15 protein-coding genes are annotated in these 16,190 nt (G+C 50.3%); 10 read left to right on the top strand and 5 right to left on the bottom strand.

Going from position 1 to position 16,190, the window contains the following annotated elements:
- Window positions 1-90: 90 nt before the first annotated feature.
- Together ACO0LD_RS31025 and ACO0LD_RS31020 are read right to left on the bottom strand one after the other, a co-directional pair.
- Window positions 91-780: a Fe2+-dependent dioxygenase gene (locus tag ACO0LD_RS31025; protein WP_423013281.1), complete on the bottom strand. Its 690-nt coding sequence runs from the start codon at window positions 778-780 to the stop codon at window positions 91-93.
- 52 nt (window positions 781-832) lie between these two features.
- Complete coding sequence (locus ACO0LD_RS31020; RefSeq protein WP_423013279.1) at window positions 833-3,109, bottom strand: catecholate siderophore receptor Fiu; 2,277 nt, start codon at window positions 3,107-3,109, stop codon at window positions 833-835.
- A gap of 356 nt (window positions 3,110-3,465) precedes the next feature.
- Here ACO0LD_RS31020 and ACO0LD_RS31015 point away from each other — a divergent pair, with 356 nt between their 5' ends.
- The 5 genes from ACO0LD_RS31015 (at window position 3,466) to crcB (ending at window position 6,585) form a co-directional block, all read left to right on the top strand.
- Window positions 3,466-3,990 (top strand): glycine zipper 2TM domain-containing protein, encoded by a 525-nt coding sequence (locus tag ACO0LD_RS31015; protein ID WP_423013277.1) that lies wholly within the window; start codon window positions 3,466-3,468, stop codon window positions 3,988-3,990.
- A 205-nt stretch (window positions 3,991-4,195) separates the two neighbouring features.
- A complete protein-coding gene (gene glp, locus ACO0LD_RS31010) occupies window positions 4,196-5,407 on the top strand; it encodes a gephyrin-like molybdotransferase Glp (protein ID WP_423013275.1) in 1,212 nt (403 codons plus the stop codon).
- A 42-nt stretch (window positions 5,408-5,449) separates the two neighbouring features.
- Window positions 5,450-5,707 carry a molybdopterin converting factor subunit 1 gene (moaD, locus tag ACO0LD_RS31005; RefSeq protein WP_423013273.1) on the top strand — a complete coding sequence of 86 codons (258 nt, stop codon included), beginning with the start codon at window positions 5,450-5,452 and terminating at the stop codon, window positions 5,705-5,707.
- 12 nt (window positions 5,708-5,719) lie between these two features.
- Window positions 5,720-6,196 (top strand): molybdopterin synthase catalytic subunit MoaE, encoded by a 477-nt coding sequence (gene moaE, locus ACO0LD_RS31000; RefSeq protein ID WP_423013303.1) that lies wholly within the window; start codon window positions 5,720-5,722, stop codon window positions 6,194-6,196.
- On the top strand, window positions 6,193-6,585 hold the full coding sequence (gene crcB, locus ACO0LD_RS30995; RefSeq protein WP_423013271.1) for a fluoride efflux transporter CrcB: 393 nt from the start codon (window positions 6,193-6,195) through the stop codon (window positions 6,583-6,585). Before moaE ends, crcB begins: the two co-directional genes overlap by 4 nt.
- On the opposite strand, the gene ACO0LD_RS30990 is transcribed toward crcB, so the two are convergent.
- On the bottom strand, window positions 6,586-7,614 hold the full coding sequence (locus ACO0LD_RS30990) for a phytanoyl-CoA dioxygenase family protein (protein WP_423013269.1): 1,029 nt from the start codon (window positions 7,612-7,614) through the stop codon (window positions 6,586-6,588).
- Between the two features lie 164 nt (window positions 7,615-7,778).
- Here ACO0LD_RS30990 and pip point away from each other — a divergent pair, with 164 nt between their 5' ends.
- Complete coding sequence (pip, locus tag ACO0LD_RS30985; RefSeq protein WP_423013267.1) at window positions 7,779-8,744, top strand: prolyl aminopeptidase; 966 nt, start codon at window positions 7,779-7,781, stop codon at window positions 8,742-8,744.
- Window positions 8,745-8,776: 32 nt separating this feature from the next.
- On the opposite strand, the gene ACO0LD_RS30980 is transcribed toward pip, so the two are convergent.
- A complete protein-coding gene (locus tag ACO0LD_RS30980) occupies window positions 8,777-9,319 on the bottom strand; it encodes a hypothetical protein (protein WP_423013265.1) in 543 nt (180 codons plus the stop codon).
- Window positions 9,320-9,436: 117 nt separating this feature from the next.
- Here ACO0LD_RS30980 and clpB point away from each other — a divergent pair, with 117 nt between their 5' ends.
- Entirely contained in the window at window positions 9,437-12,040 is a 2,604-nt protein-coding gene (gene clpB, locus ACO0LD_RS30975) for an ATP-dependent chaperone ClpB (RefSeq protein ID WP_423013263.1), read from the top strand.
- Between the two features lie 189 nt (window positions 12,041-12,229).
- On the opposite strand, the gene ACO0LD_RS30970 is transcribed toward clpB, so the two are convergent.
- Window positions 12,230-13,015, bottom strand: coding sequence for an AraC family transcriptional regulator (locus ACO0LD_RS30970; RefSeq protein WP_423013261.1), 786 nt, complete (start codon window positions 13,013-13,015; stop codon window positions 12,230-12,232).
- Between the two features lie 155 nt (window positions 13,016-13,170).
- On the opposite strand from ACO0LD_RS30970, the gene ACO0LD_RS30965 reads away from it, so the two are divergent.
- From ACO0LD_RS30965 to ACO0LD_RS30955, 3 genes are all read left to right on the top strand, one after another.
- Window positions 13,171-14,403: an MFS transporter gene (locus tag ACO0LD_RS30965; RefSeq protein ID WP_423013259.1), complete on the top strand. Its 1,233-nt coding sequence runs from the start codon at window positions 13,171-13,173 to the stop codon at window positions 14,401-14,403.
- A gap of 52 nt (window positions 14,404-14,455) precedes the next feature.
- Complete coding sequence (gene rraA / locus ACO0LD_RS30960) at window positions 14,456-14,950, top strand: ribonuclease E activity regulator RraA (protein WP_423013257.1); 495 nt, start codon at window positions 14,456-14,458, stop codon at window positions 14,948-14,950.
- 154 nt (window positions 14,951-15,104) lie between these two features.
- Window positions 15,105-16,061 (top strand): N-acetylmuramoyl-L-alanine amidase-like domain-containing protein, encoded by a 957-nt coding sequence (locus ACO0LD_RS30955; RefSeq protein ID WP_423013255.1) that lies wholly within the window; start codon window positions 15,105-15,107, stop codon window positions 16,059-16,061.
- Window positions 16,062-16,190: the final 129 nt, after the last annotated feature.

Below are 16,190 nucleotides of genomic sequence, written 5' to 3'. Positions count from 1 at the left end.
GTTAAGGCAAGTTTACCTTTAAGTAAGAAAGCCCGCATGAAAATTTATCTTTGCGGGCTTTGCTGTTTAATGTGCCGGTGACAAGCAAGTTCAGGTTTCTGACCACATGCGCAAGAGATTGTGGTACTGGCCCGTCAGGCTCAATACTTCTGCACTATCACCAAGCAAGCTGCGCAGGCGGGTGATGTTTTGGTCCATTTCAAACAGCATGGTACGGCGGGCGTCGTCACGTATCATGCTTTGCGTCCATAAGAACGAGCATACGCGTTCACCACGGGTTACTGGCAAGACCTGGTGCAGACTGGTGGATGGGTAGAGTATCAGGTCACCGGCAGGCAATTTCACTTCATGTGTGCCATAGGTATCGACCACTTCAAGTTCGCCGCCATCATATTCTTCCGGGTCGCACAGGAACAGGGTGGAAGATACGTCGGTACGCAAACTGTAGTTGAAATTGGCGGCATTGGCGACGTTGCGCACAGCGCCATCGACGTGCAGGCCATAGTGTTCGCCACCGACATAAGAGTTAAACAAGGGCGGCACAATGCGCAAGGGCAGGGCAGCAGCAAAGAACAGAGGGTTGTTTTTTAATGCCGCCAGAACGATCTGGCCCAGTTCTTGTGCCAGCGCAGAATGTTCAGGCAGTTGGCGATTACGCTTAACCTGGGCACCTTGTGCCCCTACAGTCTGTTTGCCATCAACCCAGTTGGCTGCGTCCAGCCTCAATCTTATTGCACTGACTTGCTCACGGCTGAGCACGCCAGGTATATGTAACATCATTACGAACGCTCCAGAAAAAAGCCCCTCAGTAAGAGGGGCCAGTTTGATTGCTTTAGAATTTTACATTTGCTGTCAGGCTGACTGCCCTTGGTGTACCTGGAGTATAACGGTAACCACTTTTGTTGATGGCAGCAACATAGACTTTGTCAGCGATGTTGTTGATGTTTAGTTGCAGGTCTATGTTTTTATTGATGGCATAGCTGGCCATGGAATCAAATACCCAATACGCTTCTGTCTTTGCCGGTGTGCCTACTGCGCCGTCCGTGCCGCGCAACAGTGCATCAACAAAACGTGCTCCGCCGCCAATCTTGATACCCATAGGTAATTGGTAAGAAGTCCAGGCTGTGAAGCTTTGTTTAGGTGTATAGCTCAGGTTGTTGATGCCGCTCGCAGTCACCAGTGGGCCGCTTTCAACACTGGTGTCCATGCGTGTATAACCTGCGCTGACCAGCCAGTTGCGGTTGACTGCACCTGTCACACCCAGTTCTACACCTTGCACGCGTTTTTTGCCAGTTTGGTAGTACAGCAAATCAGTCAGGTTTTGTACGACTTCATTGGATACTTCAGTACGGTAGATCGCTGCTGTGAAAGACAGTTTTTGATCCAGCAAATCCCACTTGGTACCAATTTCCATGTTCTTGGTTTCTTGCGGATCAAACTTTGGATTGGCGGCGCTGCTGGCAGATGCGCTCAAGGCAAAGTTGGAACCACCAGGCGGCTGTTTGGACGTGGAATACGATGCATAGACGCTGCTGTCCTTGGTTGGTTTGTACAAAGCACCCAGTTTGAAGTTGACCAGGTTACCTGCCATGTTCAGGTTGGTAGGAACTGGCGTGCCCACTGGCAAGGTAGGGTTGGCCGTAGCTGTGGACAGGCTTACGGCAGAATAGTCAGTCGTGTAATGGTCAATACGTACGCCAGCATTGGCTTGCCATTCAGGGCTGAACTTGATTGTGTCAAATACATAGGCGCTGGCAGTATTGGTTGCACCACGGGTAAAGACGGCATTGCGTACCGGGTTCAGGCCAGTCACAGGGTCACGTGGGTTTGGGTTGTAGAAATTAGCTGCTGGTAAAGTACCCAGGCCATCATTGCCCCAGGTATTTTGTTTTTCGCTGGTGATTTCAATGCCGCCGACCAGACTGTGTTTCAGACCGCCCAGATCCAGGTCTGCCACCAGATTAGTCTGGTTGGTCAGGATTTCATTTTCCTGGTCTTTCAAAGTACGCGTGCCGCGTGCCAGTGTCCAGGTAGACAGATCAGTTGTTGATGGCGTCAGCAAATTAGCAGTAGAACCCATGAAGGATGTCAGCAGGTAATGCTGGCTGGTTTTACCATAGCGCGCTGTGTTGATCAGTTTTACCTTGTCGCTGAAGTCATGTTCAATGCGGCCAGTCAGCATGTCAGCTGTGACCTTGTCAAAGTCATTGACAGAGCCGTAGAAATTCTCTGGATTGACTTTAGGTGCAGATCCAATGAACGGACGTTTTGGGTCGGGGCTGGTATAGCCAGGCAGACCTACTGTGGGCACACCACCGTCAGGTACATTGTCTTGTTGCACATGCAGGTAATTCACATAGACGCGGGTAGGTGACTTCAGGCCAAAGGCGAAGGAAGGCGCAACACCCCAGCGTTTGTTTTTGAGTTCATTGCGGCCAACCACGCCACTGTCCTGATCTACCACGTTCAAACGGAATGCAGAGCCCTGTTCAGCACTGATGGCCTTGTTCCAGTCCAGTGCCACACGTTTTTGGCTACCACTACCGACAGTCACATTACCCAGGATGGCATCATCAAGAGTTGCCTGTTTGCTGACCAGATTAACTGAGCCTGTAGGGGCACCACGGCCACTATCTGTACCAGCCGGGCCTTTCAATACGTCGATTTGCTCGATATTGAACAAATCACGGGAAATTGAACCCAGATCACGTACGCCATCAACATAAATGCTGCTGGACGCATCAAAGCCGCGCATGTAGATGCTGTCACCAGTGCTGGTGCTGCCATTTTCCCCGAGGAAGAACGCGCCCACACCTGGGGTATTGCGCAGCGCTTCTGTCAGCGTCAAGGCACCTTGCTGATCAATCAGTTCACGTTTGATGACAGTAATGGTTTGTGTCGTATCGACCAGCGGTTGCGTGTATTTAGGAGAGGATGCTTTGTCCGCCTTGAAATCATTCTCGGTCTTTGCTGTCACTTTCACTTCAGGCAAGGCCGGGTCAGCTGCATGGGCTGCGATAGGTAGCAAAAATGCTGTCGCTGCGACCGTCATTGTGTGGTTGATGCGCGTATTAAAATTGGAGTGCTTGCGACTCTTGATGTGAACCATGATATTTCCTGGATGATAATGAAAATAAAATACCGCTGGCTTTTCTTCAAGAATGGCTGAGGTAGGAATGTAAAAAAATCAGAGCGCAATTGTAACGAAATGAAATGTGAAAGTAAATGATAATCGTTCTTATTAGTATTTGACCCATATCAATCGCAGCGTAAATATAATGAAAATTATCTATGGGCAATTGAGCGCGGTAGCAAAAGTGGTTTGAAAGTAATATTTCAATAAATTTTCTTTTTGATAAGAAATTGTAAGTGATTGTTATTTCAAGAGATATTTCGACACATCCAGTCAACAATAAGCTTGCTGTTGCGTTAACTGACTACATTACCTATTTTTCGGAGTTCATCATGCGCAAGCTTACTATCCTGACTACCATCGCAGTTGCGGTTGCACTGACAGGATGTGCGGTCCAGCGTTATCCCGCTCAATCGCAAAATCAATATCCTCAGCAATATCAGACTCAGCCTCAATATCCGGCTTATGGGCAAAATCCTCAAAATTACCCTGCCCAGCAATATCAAAATACTTATGTGGATACGGCTGTCATTGTCGGTATGCGTGATGTGAATGTCGGCAGTGGCGGCTCTTCTGGTGGTGGTGCCGTGGTGGGCGCCTTGCTTGGCGGTGTGCTGGGTCATCAGGTTGGTAAAGGCACAGGGCGTGACTTGGCTACCGTAGGTGGCGCGATTGCCGGTGGTGTCATTGGTAATGAAATGGAGCGCAACTCTACCCCGAGACGCAAACTGGAATTGACGTTACGCCTGCCCAATGGTGATCAGCGTGCAGTACTGGTGGAACCGACCAATTATTATCGCGTTGGCGACAGGCTCCGAGTCACTTACCAGAACGGTCAAATGGTTCTGGCACCCTGATTGCTCTTGTTGACACGGGCCAAACCCGTGTTAAATAAAGAAATCCACATGCTTCATTGTCTGTGGATTTTTTTGTTTTGAGGTTCGTTTTTAGATCCATTTTTAGATCCTATATAGTTCGCAGTATCAGCGTCACACAGTAAAGCACAGGGACTCAGGCTACAATGTAGCTTATTCCTCTACGAGCAGAAGCAAAATCAGAATTATGTCGAAACCTATGCTGAGTACCAAAGAAGCGCTGGATTTTTTATTGTCAGCGGTGCGCCCCATTTGTGCTGCCGGGGCTAGTGAAAACCTCGCCACGATTGTCGCCAATGGCCGCATCCTCGCTCAGGATCAGTCGTCTTTATTGAACGTACCACCTGTGGATAATACCCAGATGGATGGTTATGCCGTGCGCGCCAGTGATTGTGTCAGTGGCGAGACGCGTTTGCGTGTCTCTCAAAGAATACCCGCTGGTCATGTCGCCCATGCCCTGGAGCCTGGCACAGCTGCCCGCATCTTCACTGGTGCCATGATACCCGAGGGAGCGGATGCCGTTGTCATGCAAGAGCAATGTCAGACAGACGGCGAGTTCGTGATTATCAAACACCAGCCAAAGGCGGGTGAATGGGTGCGCCGCCAGGGAGAGGATATCCATGCCGGTGCCACTATATTGAAAGCAGGCACGCGTTTGCGCGCGCAGGAACTGGGATTGGCCGCCTCAGTAGGTTTGGCCCAATTGCCTGTATTACGCCAGCCCAGGGTTGCCGTGTTTTTTACTGGTGATGAGTTGACCATGCCGGGCGAGCCTTTAAAGCCAGGGGCGATTTACAACTCCAACCGCTTTACCCTGACAGGTTTACTGCAAGACTTGGGTTGCGTTGTCACTGATTATGGCATCGTGCCAGACAAGCTGGATGCAACGCGTGACACTTTGCGCCGTGCCAGCCAGGATCATGATCTCATCATCACATCGGGCGGTGTTTCGGTTGGTGAAGAAGATCATATACGCCCGGCGGTTGAAGCTGAAGGTAGCTTGAATATGTGGCAGATAGCCATGAAGCCCGGCAAGCCTTTGGCCTTTGGTGAAGTAGGCAAGGCATTCTTTATGGGCTTGCCGGGTAATCCAGTCTCCAGCTTTGTGACTTTCCTGCTGTTCGTGCGTCCGTTTATCCTGCGTATGCAAGGCGTAGAAAAAGTGGAACCGGCTGCTTACCAGGTGCGCGCTGATTTTGATTGGCTAAAGCCAGACCGTCGCAATGAATTTTTGCGTGCCCGCCTGAATGTCGAGGGCGGTCTGGATTTATTCTCCAATCAAAGTTCTGGTGTGTTGACCTCCACAGTCTGGGGTGATGGTCTGATCGATCTTGCGCCAGGTCAGAGCATACGTAAGGGTGAGCTGGTACGATATATCCCCTTTAGTAGCCTGATGTAATCTGCATCATTCAGGTTGCCTTTATTTTTAGTGTTTTAGATCATGAATATACAATTACGTTTTTTTGCCAGTGTCCGTGAAAAACTGGGTATGTCTGAGCAAAAAGTGGTTTTGCCGGAAGATATAAATACGGTAGGTGAAGTCAGGTCCTGGCTGGTCGCGCGTGGGGATATCTGGGCAGAAGTGCTGGCACCAGGGCGTGCTTTGCGCATGGCGTATAACCAGCAAATGTGTGAGCCGGATACACGGATCAGCGAAGGGGCGGAAGTGGCTTTCTTCCCGCCAGTTACCGGAGGCTGAGGTATGACTGACATGACTATCCGCGTGCAAACTGCTGATTTTGATCTGAATGCTGAGCTGGCGCAACTGCGTCAGGGCAATCCTGGTATAGGTGCCGTGGTCAGCTTTGTCGGCCTGGTGCGCGATATCAATGATGGTCAGAACATCAGTGGCATGGAGCTGGAACATTATCCTGGCATGACAGAAAAAGCGCTGGAACAGATAGTCGGGCAGGCGCAGGCACGCTGGGATTTGATCAACACCCTCGTTATACACAGAGTAGGGCCTTTGCAGCCACTGGACCAGATTGTGTTGGTGGCAGTGGCCACGCGCCATCGTGGCGATGCTTTTGCTGCCTGCGAATTCATCATGGATTATTTAAAGACCCAGGCACCGTTCTGGAAGAAAGAACAAACACCAGAGGGATCGCGCTGGGTAGATGCGCGTGAAACCGATGATCTGGCCTTGCAAAAGTGGAGCACGCCAATATCAGCAGAGGGTGTAGCATGAGTTGGCTGGGTGCGCTGGCCGTTGGTGTAGGCGCAGCATTTGGTGCCTGGTTGCGCTGGGCTTTGGGATTGTGGCTAAATGGCGTTTTGCCTCTGTTCCCGATTGGGACTTTGCTCGCCAATTTGGGTGGTGGTTACGTCATTGGATTTGCCGTCGCTTTTTTCTCTGCCAACCCCCATATCTCACCTGAATGGCGCTTGTTTCTGATCACTGGTTTTTTGGGCGGCTTGACGACTTTTTCTACTTTTTCAGCAGAAGCCATGAGCCTTTTGCATCGTGGTGATTATGGCTGGGCCTTGTTGCACAGCGGCGCGCATTTGCTCGGCTCCATTGTCTGTTGTTTCGCCGGTTTTGCCAGTTATAAACTCATTGCCGTATCAATTGCCTGATCAGCGCCAGGTTTCATGTATCTGCAATTGACTGGGCAGCATATTGATGTATTGTACGATGCGTGGTTTTTTGCCTCGATTGGGGCGGCTGCCATGTGGCAGGGCCTGATGCCAGATGATCAGGTCGCCAGCTTTGCCACCTACGGGTATCGAACCCAATGCATGTAAATCTTGTTCCCTGGGATGAGCATTCTCAGGTAATTCATCCAGCCATTTACCCAGGCTTTGATGAAAACCGGGAACCAGAGTGAGTGCACCTTGCTCTGGTGGCGTGTCGGTCAGGTAGAGTATGCCCTGAGTAGCTAATGGCACAGGTTGCTGTAAGCTCACATCCCAATGTAAGTCCGGCCCTTGAAAGGCGTGACCTGGTTTTTCAGGGACATTGAAGCTGCAGCGGTCGGTTGTTGCCCACAAATCTGCGGTCCCCCATAATTGTGAGTATGCTTTGTGTATGCGTAATGAGCGGCGGTTTTTTTCAAATACGGGTGACTGGAATAGCTGCACCATGATGTTCGCGTGCCCTTTGTGGTACCAGGATGTCTCATCATCTTCGCTTGCACCTAATGCATCCCAGATAGTCTGGGATGCCATTGCACAATCTGCAGCGGGCACTGCCTCATGCAGTATGACGTAGCCATGTTTTTCCCAGTGCTGCAAGTCTTCTTTGCTGAACACGTCAGGCATGTTAGTGACTTGTTCAAATAAGCTTAAGAAATCGGCCGGGAGTGGACTACCGAAATACAAATTTTGCAGACGAGCGATAGTATTATTGGACGGCATGCCTGCCGTCTGGATAATCCAGGCTTCGAACTCTTGAAAATCTGGCAGGTTTTGTGAAAGATACTGTGCTGTTTGCTCCTGGCCTAGCCCCAGGACATGCAGGAGCAGGCGATCCCTGTGAAATTCCAGATTATGCCCCCCACCTTTACCATTCAGGATTGCCATCGTGCGTGACCAATAGCTGTACAGGCCAGGAGCACCCAATTGTTCAGGTTCATTCGAATGAGCGTGGGGATCTGATAAGGGCATAGTAGAGCGGCGAATGTGAAAACAGCATCATAAAAAATAAAAGTCTATACCGCAATACACAATCAGATGTTGCAATATTGCCTATTGCTTCTCAATGTACTTGAGTATAATCCTTGTGAACGACCTACACTATTTCATCTATTTCCTGTCTATTTCTTATCCATATGAGCGCAGATACTACTTCTTTATTCCCTGTCATAGAGCCATATCGTACCGGCATGCTGCCAGTCGATGATACGCATACCCTGTATTGGGAAGAAAGTGGTAATCCTGATGGTCAGCCTGTGATTTTCCTGCATGGCGGGCCTGGCGGGGGTACGGCACCAAATCACCGTCGTTTCTTTGATCCTGCGCATTATCGTATCGTGCTGTTTGATCAGCGTGGCGCGGGTAAATCCCTGCCGCTGGGTGAATATCGCAATAACACCACGGCTTTGCTGGTGGACGATATAGAAAAAATTCGGGTCATGCTGGGCATAGAACAATGGCTGGTCTTTGGCGGCTCATGGGGATCAACACTGGCGCTGGCGTATGGCGAAGCGCATCCCGAGCGCTGCCTGGGATTTGTCCTCAGGGGTATTTTCCTGTGTACCAAGGCTGAGGTGGAATGGTTCGTGAACGGCATGAAATGGTTTTTCCCAGAAGTGCATCAACGATTTGCAGAAGGCGTGCCAGCAGAAGAGCGCCACGACTTGCTGCAAGCCTATGCCAAGCGCCTGTTCAGCGACGACCCTTTGATTTACACCGAGGCGGCGCGTAACTGGAGCCGTTATGAAGGCTCTTGTATCTTCTTGCTGCCACAGCCGGATACGATTGCCGATTTTGAGTCAGATGCCATGTGCATAGGTCTGGGCAGACTGGAAGCGCATTACATGGTCAATGGCGCTTTCATGCGCGAAGACCAGTTGATTGAGGATATAGATCGTATCCGTCATTTGCCTGCCGTCATCGTGCAAGGCCGTTATGATGTGGTTTGTCCGCCAGTGACTGCGCACAGGCTGCACCTGGCCTGGCCAGAAGCAAGCATGCACATGATTGCTGACGCTGGACATTCTGGTGGTGAACCTGGCATTGCTGCTGCACTGGTGGAGGCAACCAATCAATTTAAAGAATCCGGCAAATTCGCTTAAGACTTTGCCGTCTTTAATTTGAAACTTTTAGCTTAGTTCAGCATCCCCGCCGGAGGAGCCTCCGGCGCGTTGCCCATCATTTCCAGGGTGAAACCCCAATCCGCTTTTTCCACTGCATCCTGGAATAATTTGCAAAAGCCATGCAGCAAACGCTTGCCCATGGCAATTTCAAAATTCTTGCCACCAGCAACTGTAAATTCCATCCTGAATGGCAGTTTTGCGTGGACGTGGAATTGTATGTTCTCTGGCAACATGGCGTCCTTGCCCAGGGGCCAGCTTTCAACATCATCTTCTAATGGAGCGTTGAAGTGACCGCTATCCTTCATTTCAGCCACTGAAGCTTCATGCTCCATTTGTACCAGCTCTGAACTGGCATGGGCGGCGCTGGGTTTGCTCATCTTGACTTGCTTGCCCATGGCTTCCAGCAAGCCTGGCCAGAATTTCATGGTCGTGCTGCGGGTAAACAAGAGGTCTATCTCTTGTCGGGCGGGCTTGTCTTTTTCTGCAAACGACAGTTTGAGCAACAGTCTATCCTGATCAGGAAGATAAGTAATTTGTATCTGATGTAAATCCATGTGGTCTTTGATATAAAACAAACATCGTGAAATGCACTGCGAGTTTAGCTTTGCCTATTCTTGAAATTGGCTGGCCTGCCCCAAATTGTATGCTAACTAATTCTTCAGGAGAGAGTCATGCGGCTCGACAAATTAACTACCAAGCTACAAGAAGCGCTCGCCGATGCGCAAAGTCAGGCCGTCGGCAATGATAACCAATACATAGAACCTGTGCACGTCTTGTTGGCATTAATCAACCAGGATGATGGTAGCAGTCATTCCCTTTTGCAAAGGGCAGGGGTGAATGTGACTGCCCTCAGCAATGCATTGAAGGCTGCTTTGGAGAGATTGCCCAAGGTCAGTGGTACTGACGGCCAGGTCCAGGCCGGGCGCGAACTCGTGGGTTTGCTCAATCTGGCTGACAAGGAATCACAAAAGCGTGGTGACCAGTTCCTCGCCAGCGAGATGATCTTGCTAGCATTGACCGAAGACAGGTCTGAAGCAGGCAAACTGGCACGCGAGAATGGCCTGACGCGTAAAGCCTTGGAGGCCGCTATTGCCGGAGTGCGCGGCAGCAATAATGTGGATAGCCAGGATGCCGAAGGTCAACGCGAGGCTTTAAAGAAATACACAATGGACCTGACTGAGCGTGCCCGTCTGGGCAAGCTTGATCCTGTCATAGGCCGTGATGATGAAATCCGCCGCGCCATCCAGGTCTTGCAGCGTCGCAGCAAGAATAATCCTGTGCTCATCGGTGAGCCTGGTGTCGGTAAAACTGCCATTGTTGAGGGCCTGGCCCAGCGTATTGTCAATGGCGAAGTGCCGGATAGTCTGAAATCCAAACGTGTCTTGTCGCTGGATATGGCTGCCTTGTTGGCTGGTGCCAAATACCGTGGTGAATTTGAAGAGCGCCTGAAAGCCGTGCTCAAGGAAATCGCCATGGATGAAGGCCAGACCATCGTCTTTATCGATGAGCTGCACACCATGGTCGGCGCAGGCAAGGCGGAAGGGGCGATGGACGCTGGCAATATGCTCAAGCCCGCATTGGCACGTGGTGAGTTGCACTGCGTAGGAGCAACCACGCTCGATGAATACCGCAAATATATAGAAAAAGATGCAGCGCTGGAACGCCGTTTCCAGAAAATCATCGTGGATGAACCCAGCGTAGAGGCAACGATAGCGATCTTGCGTGGCTTGCAAGAGAAATACGAAGTCCATCATGGCGTTGATATCACCGACCCGGCGATTGTTGCAGCAGCTGAGCTGTCGCACCGCTACATCACTGACCGCTTCTTGCCAGACAAGGCAATCGACTTGATTGATGAGGCCGCAGCCAAGATCAAGATAGAGATAGACTCCAAGCCTGAAGTCATGGATAAGTTGGATCGTCGCCTGATACAGCTAAAGATAGAAAAAGAAGCCGTCAAACGCGAAAAGGATGAGGGCTCCAGGAAGCGCATGGTCTTGATCGAAGAAGAGATAGGTAAGTTGTCGCTGGAATATGCTGACCTCGAAGAAATCTGGAAAGCAGAAAAAGCGCTAGTGCAAGGCAGCACCCATATCAAGGAGGAGATAGAAAAAATCCGCCTACAAATGGATGAAGCCAAACGCCGTGGCGACTGGCAAACCATGTCTGAATTACAGTATGGTCAATTGCCTGAGCTGGAAGCACAACTCAAGCATGCTGATACCCAGGCGGATAAAAACCAGCAAGACGGTAGCAAGATGAAACTCTTGCGCACGCAGGTAGGTGCTGAAGAAATTGCAGAGATAGTCTCGCGTGCAACTGGCATTCCAGTGTCACGCATGATGCAGGGTGAACGCGAGAAATTATTGCATATGGAAGATGCATTGCATCAGCGTGTCGTCGGCCAGCATGAGGCTATTACTGCAGTGTCTGACGCTATCCGCCGTTCGCGTTCTGGCCTGGGCGATCCTGGTCGCCCTTATGGTTCTTTCCTGTTCCTCGGGCCTACCGGGGTTGGTAAAACCGAGTTGTGCAAGGCGCTGGCAAATTTCATGTTTGATACAGAAGAATCCTTGATCCGTATCGACATGAGTGAGTTCATGGAAAAACATTCTGTTGCCCGCCTGATAGGTGCGCCACCTGGCTATGTTGGCTATGAAGAGGGCGGTTATCTGACTGAGGCAGTCAGGCGTAAACCGTATAGCGTGATTTTGCTGGACGAGGTCGAAAAAGCGCATCATGATGTATTCAATGTGTTGTTGCAGGTGCTGGATGATGGTCGTATGACAGATGGACAAGGCCGCACGGTGGACTTCAAGAATACCGTGATCGTCATGACATCGAACCTCGGCTCGCACCAGATACAGGCGATGGAAGGCAGTGATCCGGAAGTCATCAAAATGGCTGTCATGGGTGAAGTCAAAACCCATTTCCGCCCTGAATTCATTAATCGCATTGATGAAATCGTGGTATTCCATGCGCTGGATGCAAAAAACATAGGCGCGATTGCCAAGATACAGCTCAAGACCCTGGAGCAGCGTTTGCGCCAGATGGACATGGGCTTGCAGGTCAGCGAAGATGCTCTGCAAAAAATTGCCGAAGCTGGTTTCGACCCTGTCTACGGTGCAAGGCCTTTGAAACGTGCTATCCAGCAAGAGATAGAAAATGTCTTGTCCAAACTGATATTGCAAGGGAAATTCGGGCCTAAAGATATTATCGCGATTGATGCCAAAGACCACGAGCTGGTGTTTAGCAAAGCGGGAGAACTAGCGTAAAATCAGATTGAACTTTGGAATAGATTACCGGTCCTACCTTCGTAGGAAAGCAAGTTGGGGCAGCATGCAAATGCTGCCCTTTTTTTATAGGGCTTTCGCAAAACCGCCCCAGCTGCGTTGCAGCTCCTCGCCGTACTAAAGTACTGTCTTCGTCGCTGCGCCTTGCTGGGACAATTTTGCGCAAGCCCTTTACTTTTGCTTGAAAAAACTTGATGGTGACTCACCAAAAGTTTTTTTGAACATGGCAGAAAATGCCGACTGGCTCGCATAACCAAGTTCCGAAGCTACCTGCGATAAAGGCATGCCACTGGTGATTAATGGTGATGCCTTCGATAAACGCATTTGCTGACGCCATGCAGTGAATGACATATCCAGTTCTTGCTCAAACAGGCGTGACAGGGTGCGTGAAGATGCGCCCACCTGTACCGCATAGTCTTCCATTGTCAGGCCAGAAGCCGGATCTGCCAGCAAAATTTCACAGAGGTTTTTGAGTCGCTTGTCCCTGGGCATGGGCAGGCGTATCGGCAAGGGTTTTGCAGCTTCCAGTTCATCCATGATGACAGCTGCAATATGAAATTCGCGCGGGCTGGCCACTTCTATCAATTCCATGCAGGCGATCAATTCCCTGAGCAAGGGCGAGACTTCCAGCACCAGACAATCCGTACCGCGAAATGGTGCGAAGTCGGCATGTATGTTCAACAGTCGCAGTTGTGACGGTTCTATGATACGGACTTCATGCGCCACATTTGGTGGTATCCAGATTGCACGCAAAGGCGGCACGAACCAGGTGTTATTGTTCGCCAGTACCTGCATCATGCCTTGTGGCGTATAAGTCAATTGTCCCCAGGTGTGACTATGCATGCTGATGATTTCTTCGGTTGGCAAGTTCCTGGCCGCCAGCCGCACGGGGCGCTCAGGCGAAGGGCGTTTGTCTGGTGATTGGGGACGGGTATCGGTCAGGATTTCAATTGCCATGGTCTTCCTTAGTCTGTATGTCGTGTTCCTGTTTGGCAGAAACTCGATAAAAATTGTCTATCTATCTTAAATCAGACTGGACGAATTTGCATACACTACTTACTTGATAGCTTGCTTTAACTTGCAAGAGCGTTTCGAAACAGGAGAAGACTTCAATGACGACAGCAGCGACAACCCAGACAGCCCCGGAGAATATTAAAAAAGATGTGATGGTGATCAGCCTGGTGGGCTTGGCACACGGCATTTCTCATTTTTTCCATATGATACTGGCACCTTTATTCCCCTGGATTAAGGATGCGTTCAGCTTGTCGTTTGCCGAGCTGGGTTTGCTGATGACAGTGTTTTTCGTGATTTCTGGCATAGGCCAGGCTTTATCCGGTTTTATTGTTGATAAAGTTGGTGCCAGGGCAGTTTTGTTTTTTGGCATCACTTGCCTGGGTGTGGCCGCCTTGGTGTTGTCGATGTCGCAAAATTACAGCATGTTATTGATGGGTTCCATGATGGCTGGGGTAGGGAATAGCGTATTTCATCCATCCGACTACACCTTGCTCAACAAAAAGGTATCCAGCCAGCGGCTTGGCTATGCGTTTTCTGTGCATGGCATTACCGGTAATCTGGGCTGGGCAGCGGCACCGGTGTTTCTGGTAACGATTGCTGGTCTGACGACCTGGCGCACGGCCTTGTTTTGTGCAGCTTTCTTGCCTTTTACCGTTTTGGCCATCCTGGTTTTTTACCGCGACCTGTTGCATACCGAGGTAGTCAAGCACCAAAGCGCCGCTCATGCAGCCAAAGCTGCTGAGGGCTCAATGGATTTCATGCGCATACCGGCAGTGTGGATGTGCTTTGGCTTTTTCTTCATGATCGCCATGGCACTGGGCGGTATACAAAGCTTTTCATCAGCCAGCTTGCGTCAGATGTATGACATGTCGCTGGGTTCAGCCACCACTGCCTATACCCTGTACATGCTGGCTTCTGCTGGCGGCATGCTGTGGGGTGGTTTTCTGGCAGCTAAAACTACCCACCATGACAGAACAATTACGCTGGCCTTCAGCTTTGCCGGTATTTTCTCGCTGATACTGGCCAGTGGGGCTGTGAATGCAGGCATCGCCATTTTGTTGATGGGCGCGATAGGTTTTGGTTCTGGTGTTGCCGGACCTTCACGCGATTTGATGATACGTGCTGCAGCGCCCAAAAATGCCACTGGCCGTGTCTACGGCATTGTGTATTCGGGCCTGGATTCTGGTTTGGCAGTGGCACCGCTGATTTTTGGAGCCATCATGGATGCGCATCATCCGTCCTGGGTATTTATCTGCGTTGGCTTCTTCCAGGTGTTGGCAATCTTGACGGCCGTCAATGTCGGCAGCAAGACCAGGGCATTGGCGGTTTGAATATTGTTGCTCAGCTGGTTAGAATGAGGTTCCATACTAACGAGGATTAATCATGAGCTTTGCTACCTGTGATATTTGTGATGCCAACGAAGATAAAATCGCCACGCATGAACTAGCCGTTATCCCGCCTATCTTCATGCGCTATGGTACGGTAGCAAAGTTCAGTGGTCAGGCAGTGACGCTGAAAGTCTTTGAAGATAATGTCCTCGTCAGGGAAACGCTGGAAACCCCAGGCAATGGTCATGTCCTGGTGATTGATGGTGGAGGCAGTTTCCGTTGTGCACTGGTAGGTGGCAACCTGGCGGCGCTGGCTGAAAAAAACGGCTGGGCAGGTATCATCGTGCATGGTTGTATACGGGACGTGGATGAAATTAATGCCTGTAATATCGGTGTGCGCGCCATGGCACCCATGCCCCTGCGTGCTGCCAAGCACGGTGGTGGCATGCGAGATGCACGCATCAATGTGGCAGGAGTGGCGATCAAACCAGGCGACTGGATTTATGCTGACGCCGATGGAGTGCTGGTAGCCAGGACAGCCTTGGTATAACTAACTAGCTGAAGGTAATCCCGTGAGCGCATGCAGAGCAAATGAACTGCATGCGTTTTTGTTTGTTGTTGAGCTTTGTTGGTGAGCTTTGTTGGTGAGGCAAATCGCGGGCTATGGTATAAGTCTGACTTTAGCCTATTTATTTTAATTTGCCATGCTTCCTCGCGTCCTTGTCTTCGCTCTCGCTTCCGCTTTATTGACCACTGCGTCGATTGCTTCACCTGTTCAAGCTGAAGATAAGCAGGCTGCAACATCTGCAAAACTCGCTAATGAGCCATTCCAGAACAAAAAAATCTTCCAGATGACGCCGCAAGAAGTGGATCAGTACCTGGCATATTTGCATGCCAATGTACCTGACCTGCGCCAGCGCATCGCCCTCATCGCCAGAAAAAATATAGGCCAGCCCTACAAGCTGAACCTGCTGGGAGAGTTTCCTTTTGAACTACATGACAATCTGCCCATGTATAGCCTGACGCATAGCGATTGCCTGGTGTTTGCTGAACATACCTATGCGATGGCCTTGAGCAGTTCCTGGGAAGAATTCTTCTGGACCCTGCAGCGCATACGTTATAAAGACGGCCTGATCGGCGTGGTGACGCGCAACCATTACACAGAAGTCGACTGGAATACCAATAACGCCTGGTTGCTTAAAGATGTCAGTGCCGGTTTTGGCGCGGACAAAGTGGCGAGCTATGACATCGTCGTCGACAGGGCAAAATTCCTGCGCGAACAACACCATAAAGAAACTACTATCCCGGTGCAAACCAGCCATGAAGCCTATGTCAAAGCCGACAAGGTCAGTGCCATACTGGACCAATTGCGCGATGGTGATTTTGTGAACGTGGTATCAGACAAAGATGGGTATCAATCCATCACCCATGTCGGCCTGGTCGTGGTTGATGCGAATGACAAGCGTAACTTCCTGAACTCTGGTGAGCCACAGGTCAAGGAAGAGAGTTTTGATACTTTCATTAGCCGCACCAATGAAAGAACCAGGACCAGCAAGCAAGCCAAGCCACGTCGCTTGCTAGGTTTTAAATTCCTTCGTTTGCGCGACGATATCGTCATCCCGGGTGCCGTCACTTTGCCAAGGCCAAAGCAGGCGCAGTAAACCTAAGGAATGTCTGATTAAGTTCTAATTTTCTTCAATTTCAAAATCATGTTCAGGCAAAAGCATGAAATGCGTTGCAGGAACATGATGATCTTCATAAATTGGGGAACATCTCCCCCATCTGTATCA

The organism is Undibacterium sp. Ji83W (assembly GCF_049340385.1).
In the GTDB taxonomy this organism is placed as follows: Bacteria; Pseudomonadota; Gammaproteobacteria; order Burkholderiales; family Burkholderiaceae_D; genus Undibacterium.
Note: the sequence above shows the minus strand (reverse complement) of the source record. Positions and strands in the feature narration are given on the sequence as shown.

Bases quoted from the DNA above. Each gene is read 5' to 3' on its own strand.
- ACO0LD_RS31025 (WP_423013281.1), bottom strand. From the start codon at position 780: ATGATGTTACATATACCTGGCGTGCTCAGCCGTGAGCAAGTCAGTGCA.
- pip (WP_423013267.1), top strand. From the start codon at position 7,779: ATGAGCGCAGATACTACTTCTTTATTCCCTGTCATAGAGCCATATCGT.
- rraA (WP_423013257.1), top strand. From the start codon at position 14,456: ATGAGCTTTGCTACCTGTGATATTTGTGATGCCAACGAAGATAAAATC.
- ACO0LD_RS30980 (WP_423013265.1), bottom strand. From the start codon at position 9,319: ATGGATTTACATCAGATACAAATTACTTATCTTCCTGATCAGGATAGA.
- clpB (WP_423013263.1), top strand. From the start codon at position 9,437: ATGCGGCTCGACAAATTAACTACCAAGCTACAAGAAGCGCTCGCCGAT.
- ACO0LD_RS30970 (WP_423013261.1), bottom strand. From the start codon at position 13,015: ATGGCAATTGAAATCCTGACCGATACCCGTCCCCAATCACCAGACAAA.
- ACO0LD_RS30990 (WP_423013269.1), bottom strand. From the start codon at position 7,614: ATGCCCTTATCAGATCCCCACGCTCATTCGAATGAACCTGAACAATTG.
- ACO0LD_RS30955 (WP_423013255.1), top strand. From the start codon at position 15,105: ATGCTTCCTCGCGTCCTTGTCTTCGCTCTCGCTTCCGCTTTATTGACC.
- crcB (WP_423013271.1), top strand. From the start codon at position 6,193: ATGAGTTGGCTGGGTGCGCTGGCCGTTGGTGTAGGCGCAGCATTTGGT.
- moaE (WP_423013303.1), top strand. From the start codon at position 5,720: ATGACTATCCGCGTGCAAACTGCTGATTTTGATCTGAATGCTGAGCTG.
- ACO0LD_RS31015 (WP_423013277.1), top strand. From the start codon at position 3,466: ATGCGCAAGCTTACTATCCTGACTACCATCGCAGTTGCGGTTGCACTG.
- ACO0LD_RS31020 (WP_423013279.1), bottom strand. From the start codon at position 3,109: ATGGTTCACATCAAGAGTCGCAAGCACTCCAATTTTAATACGCGCATC.
- moaD (WP_423013273.1), top strand. From the start codon at position 5,450: ATGAATATACAATTACGTTTTTTTGCCAGTGTCCGTGAAAAACTGGGT.
- ACO0LD_RS30965 (WP_423013259.1), top strand. From the start codon at position 13,171: ATGACGACAGCAGCGACAACCCAGACAGCCCCGGAGAATATTAAAAAA.
- glp (WP_423013275.1), top strand. From the start codon at position 4,196: ATGTCGAAACCTATGCTGAGTACCAAAGAAGCGCTGGATTTTTTATTG.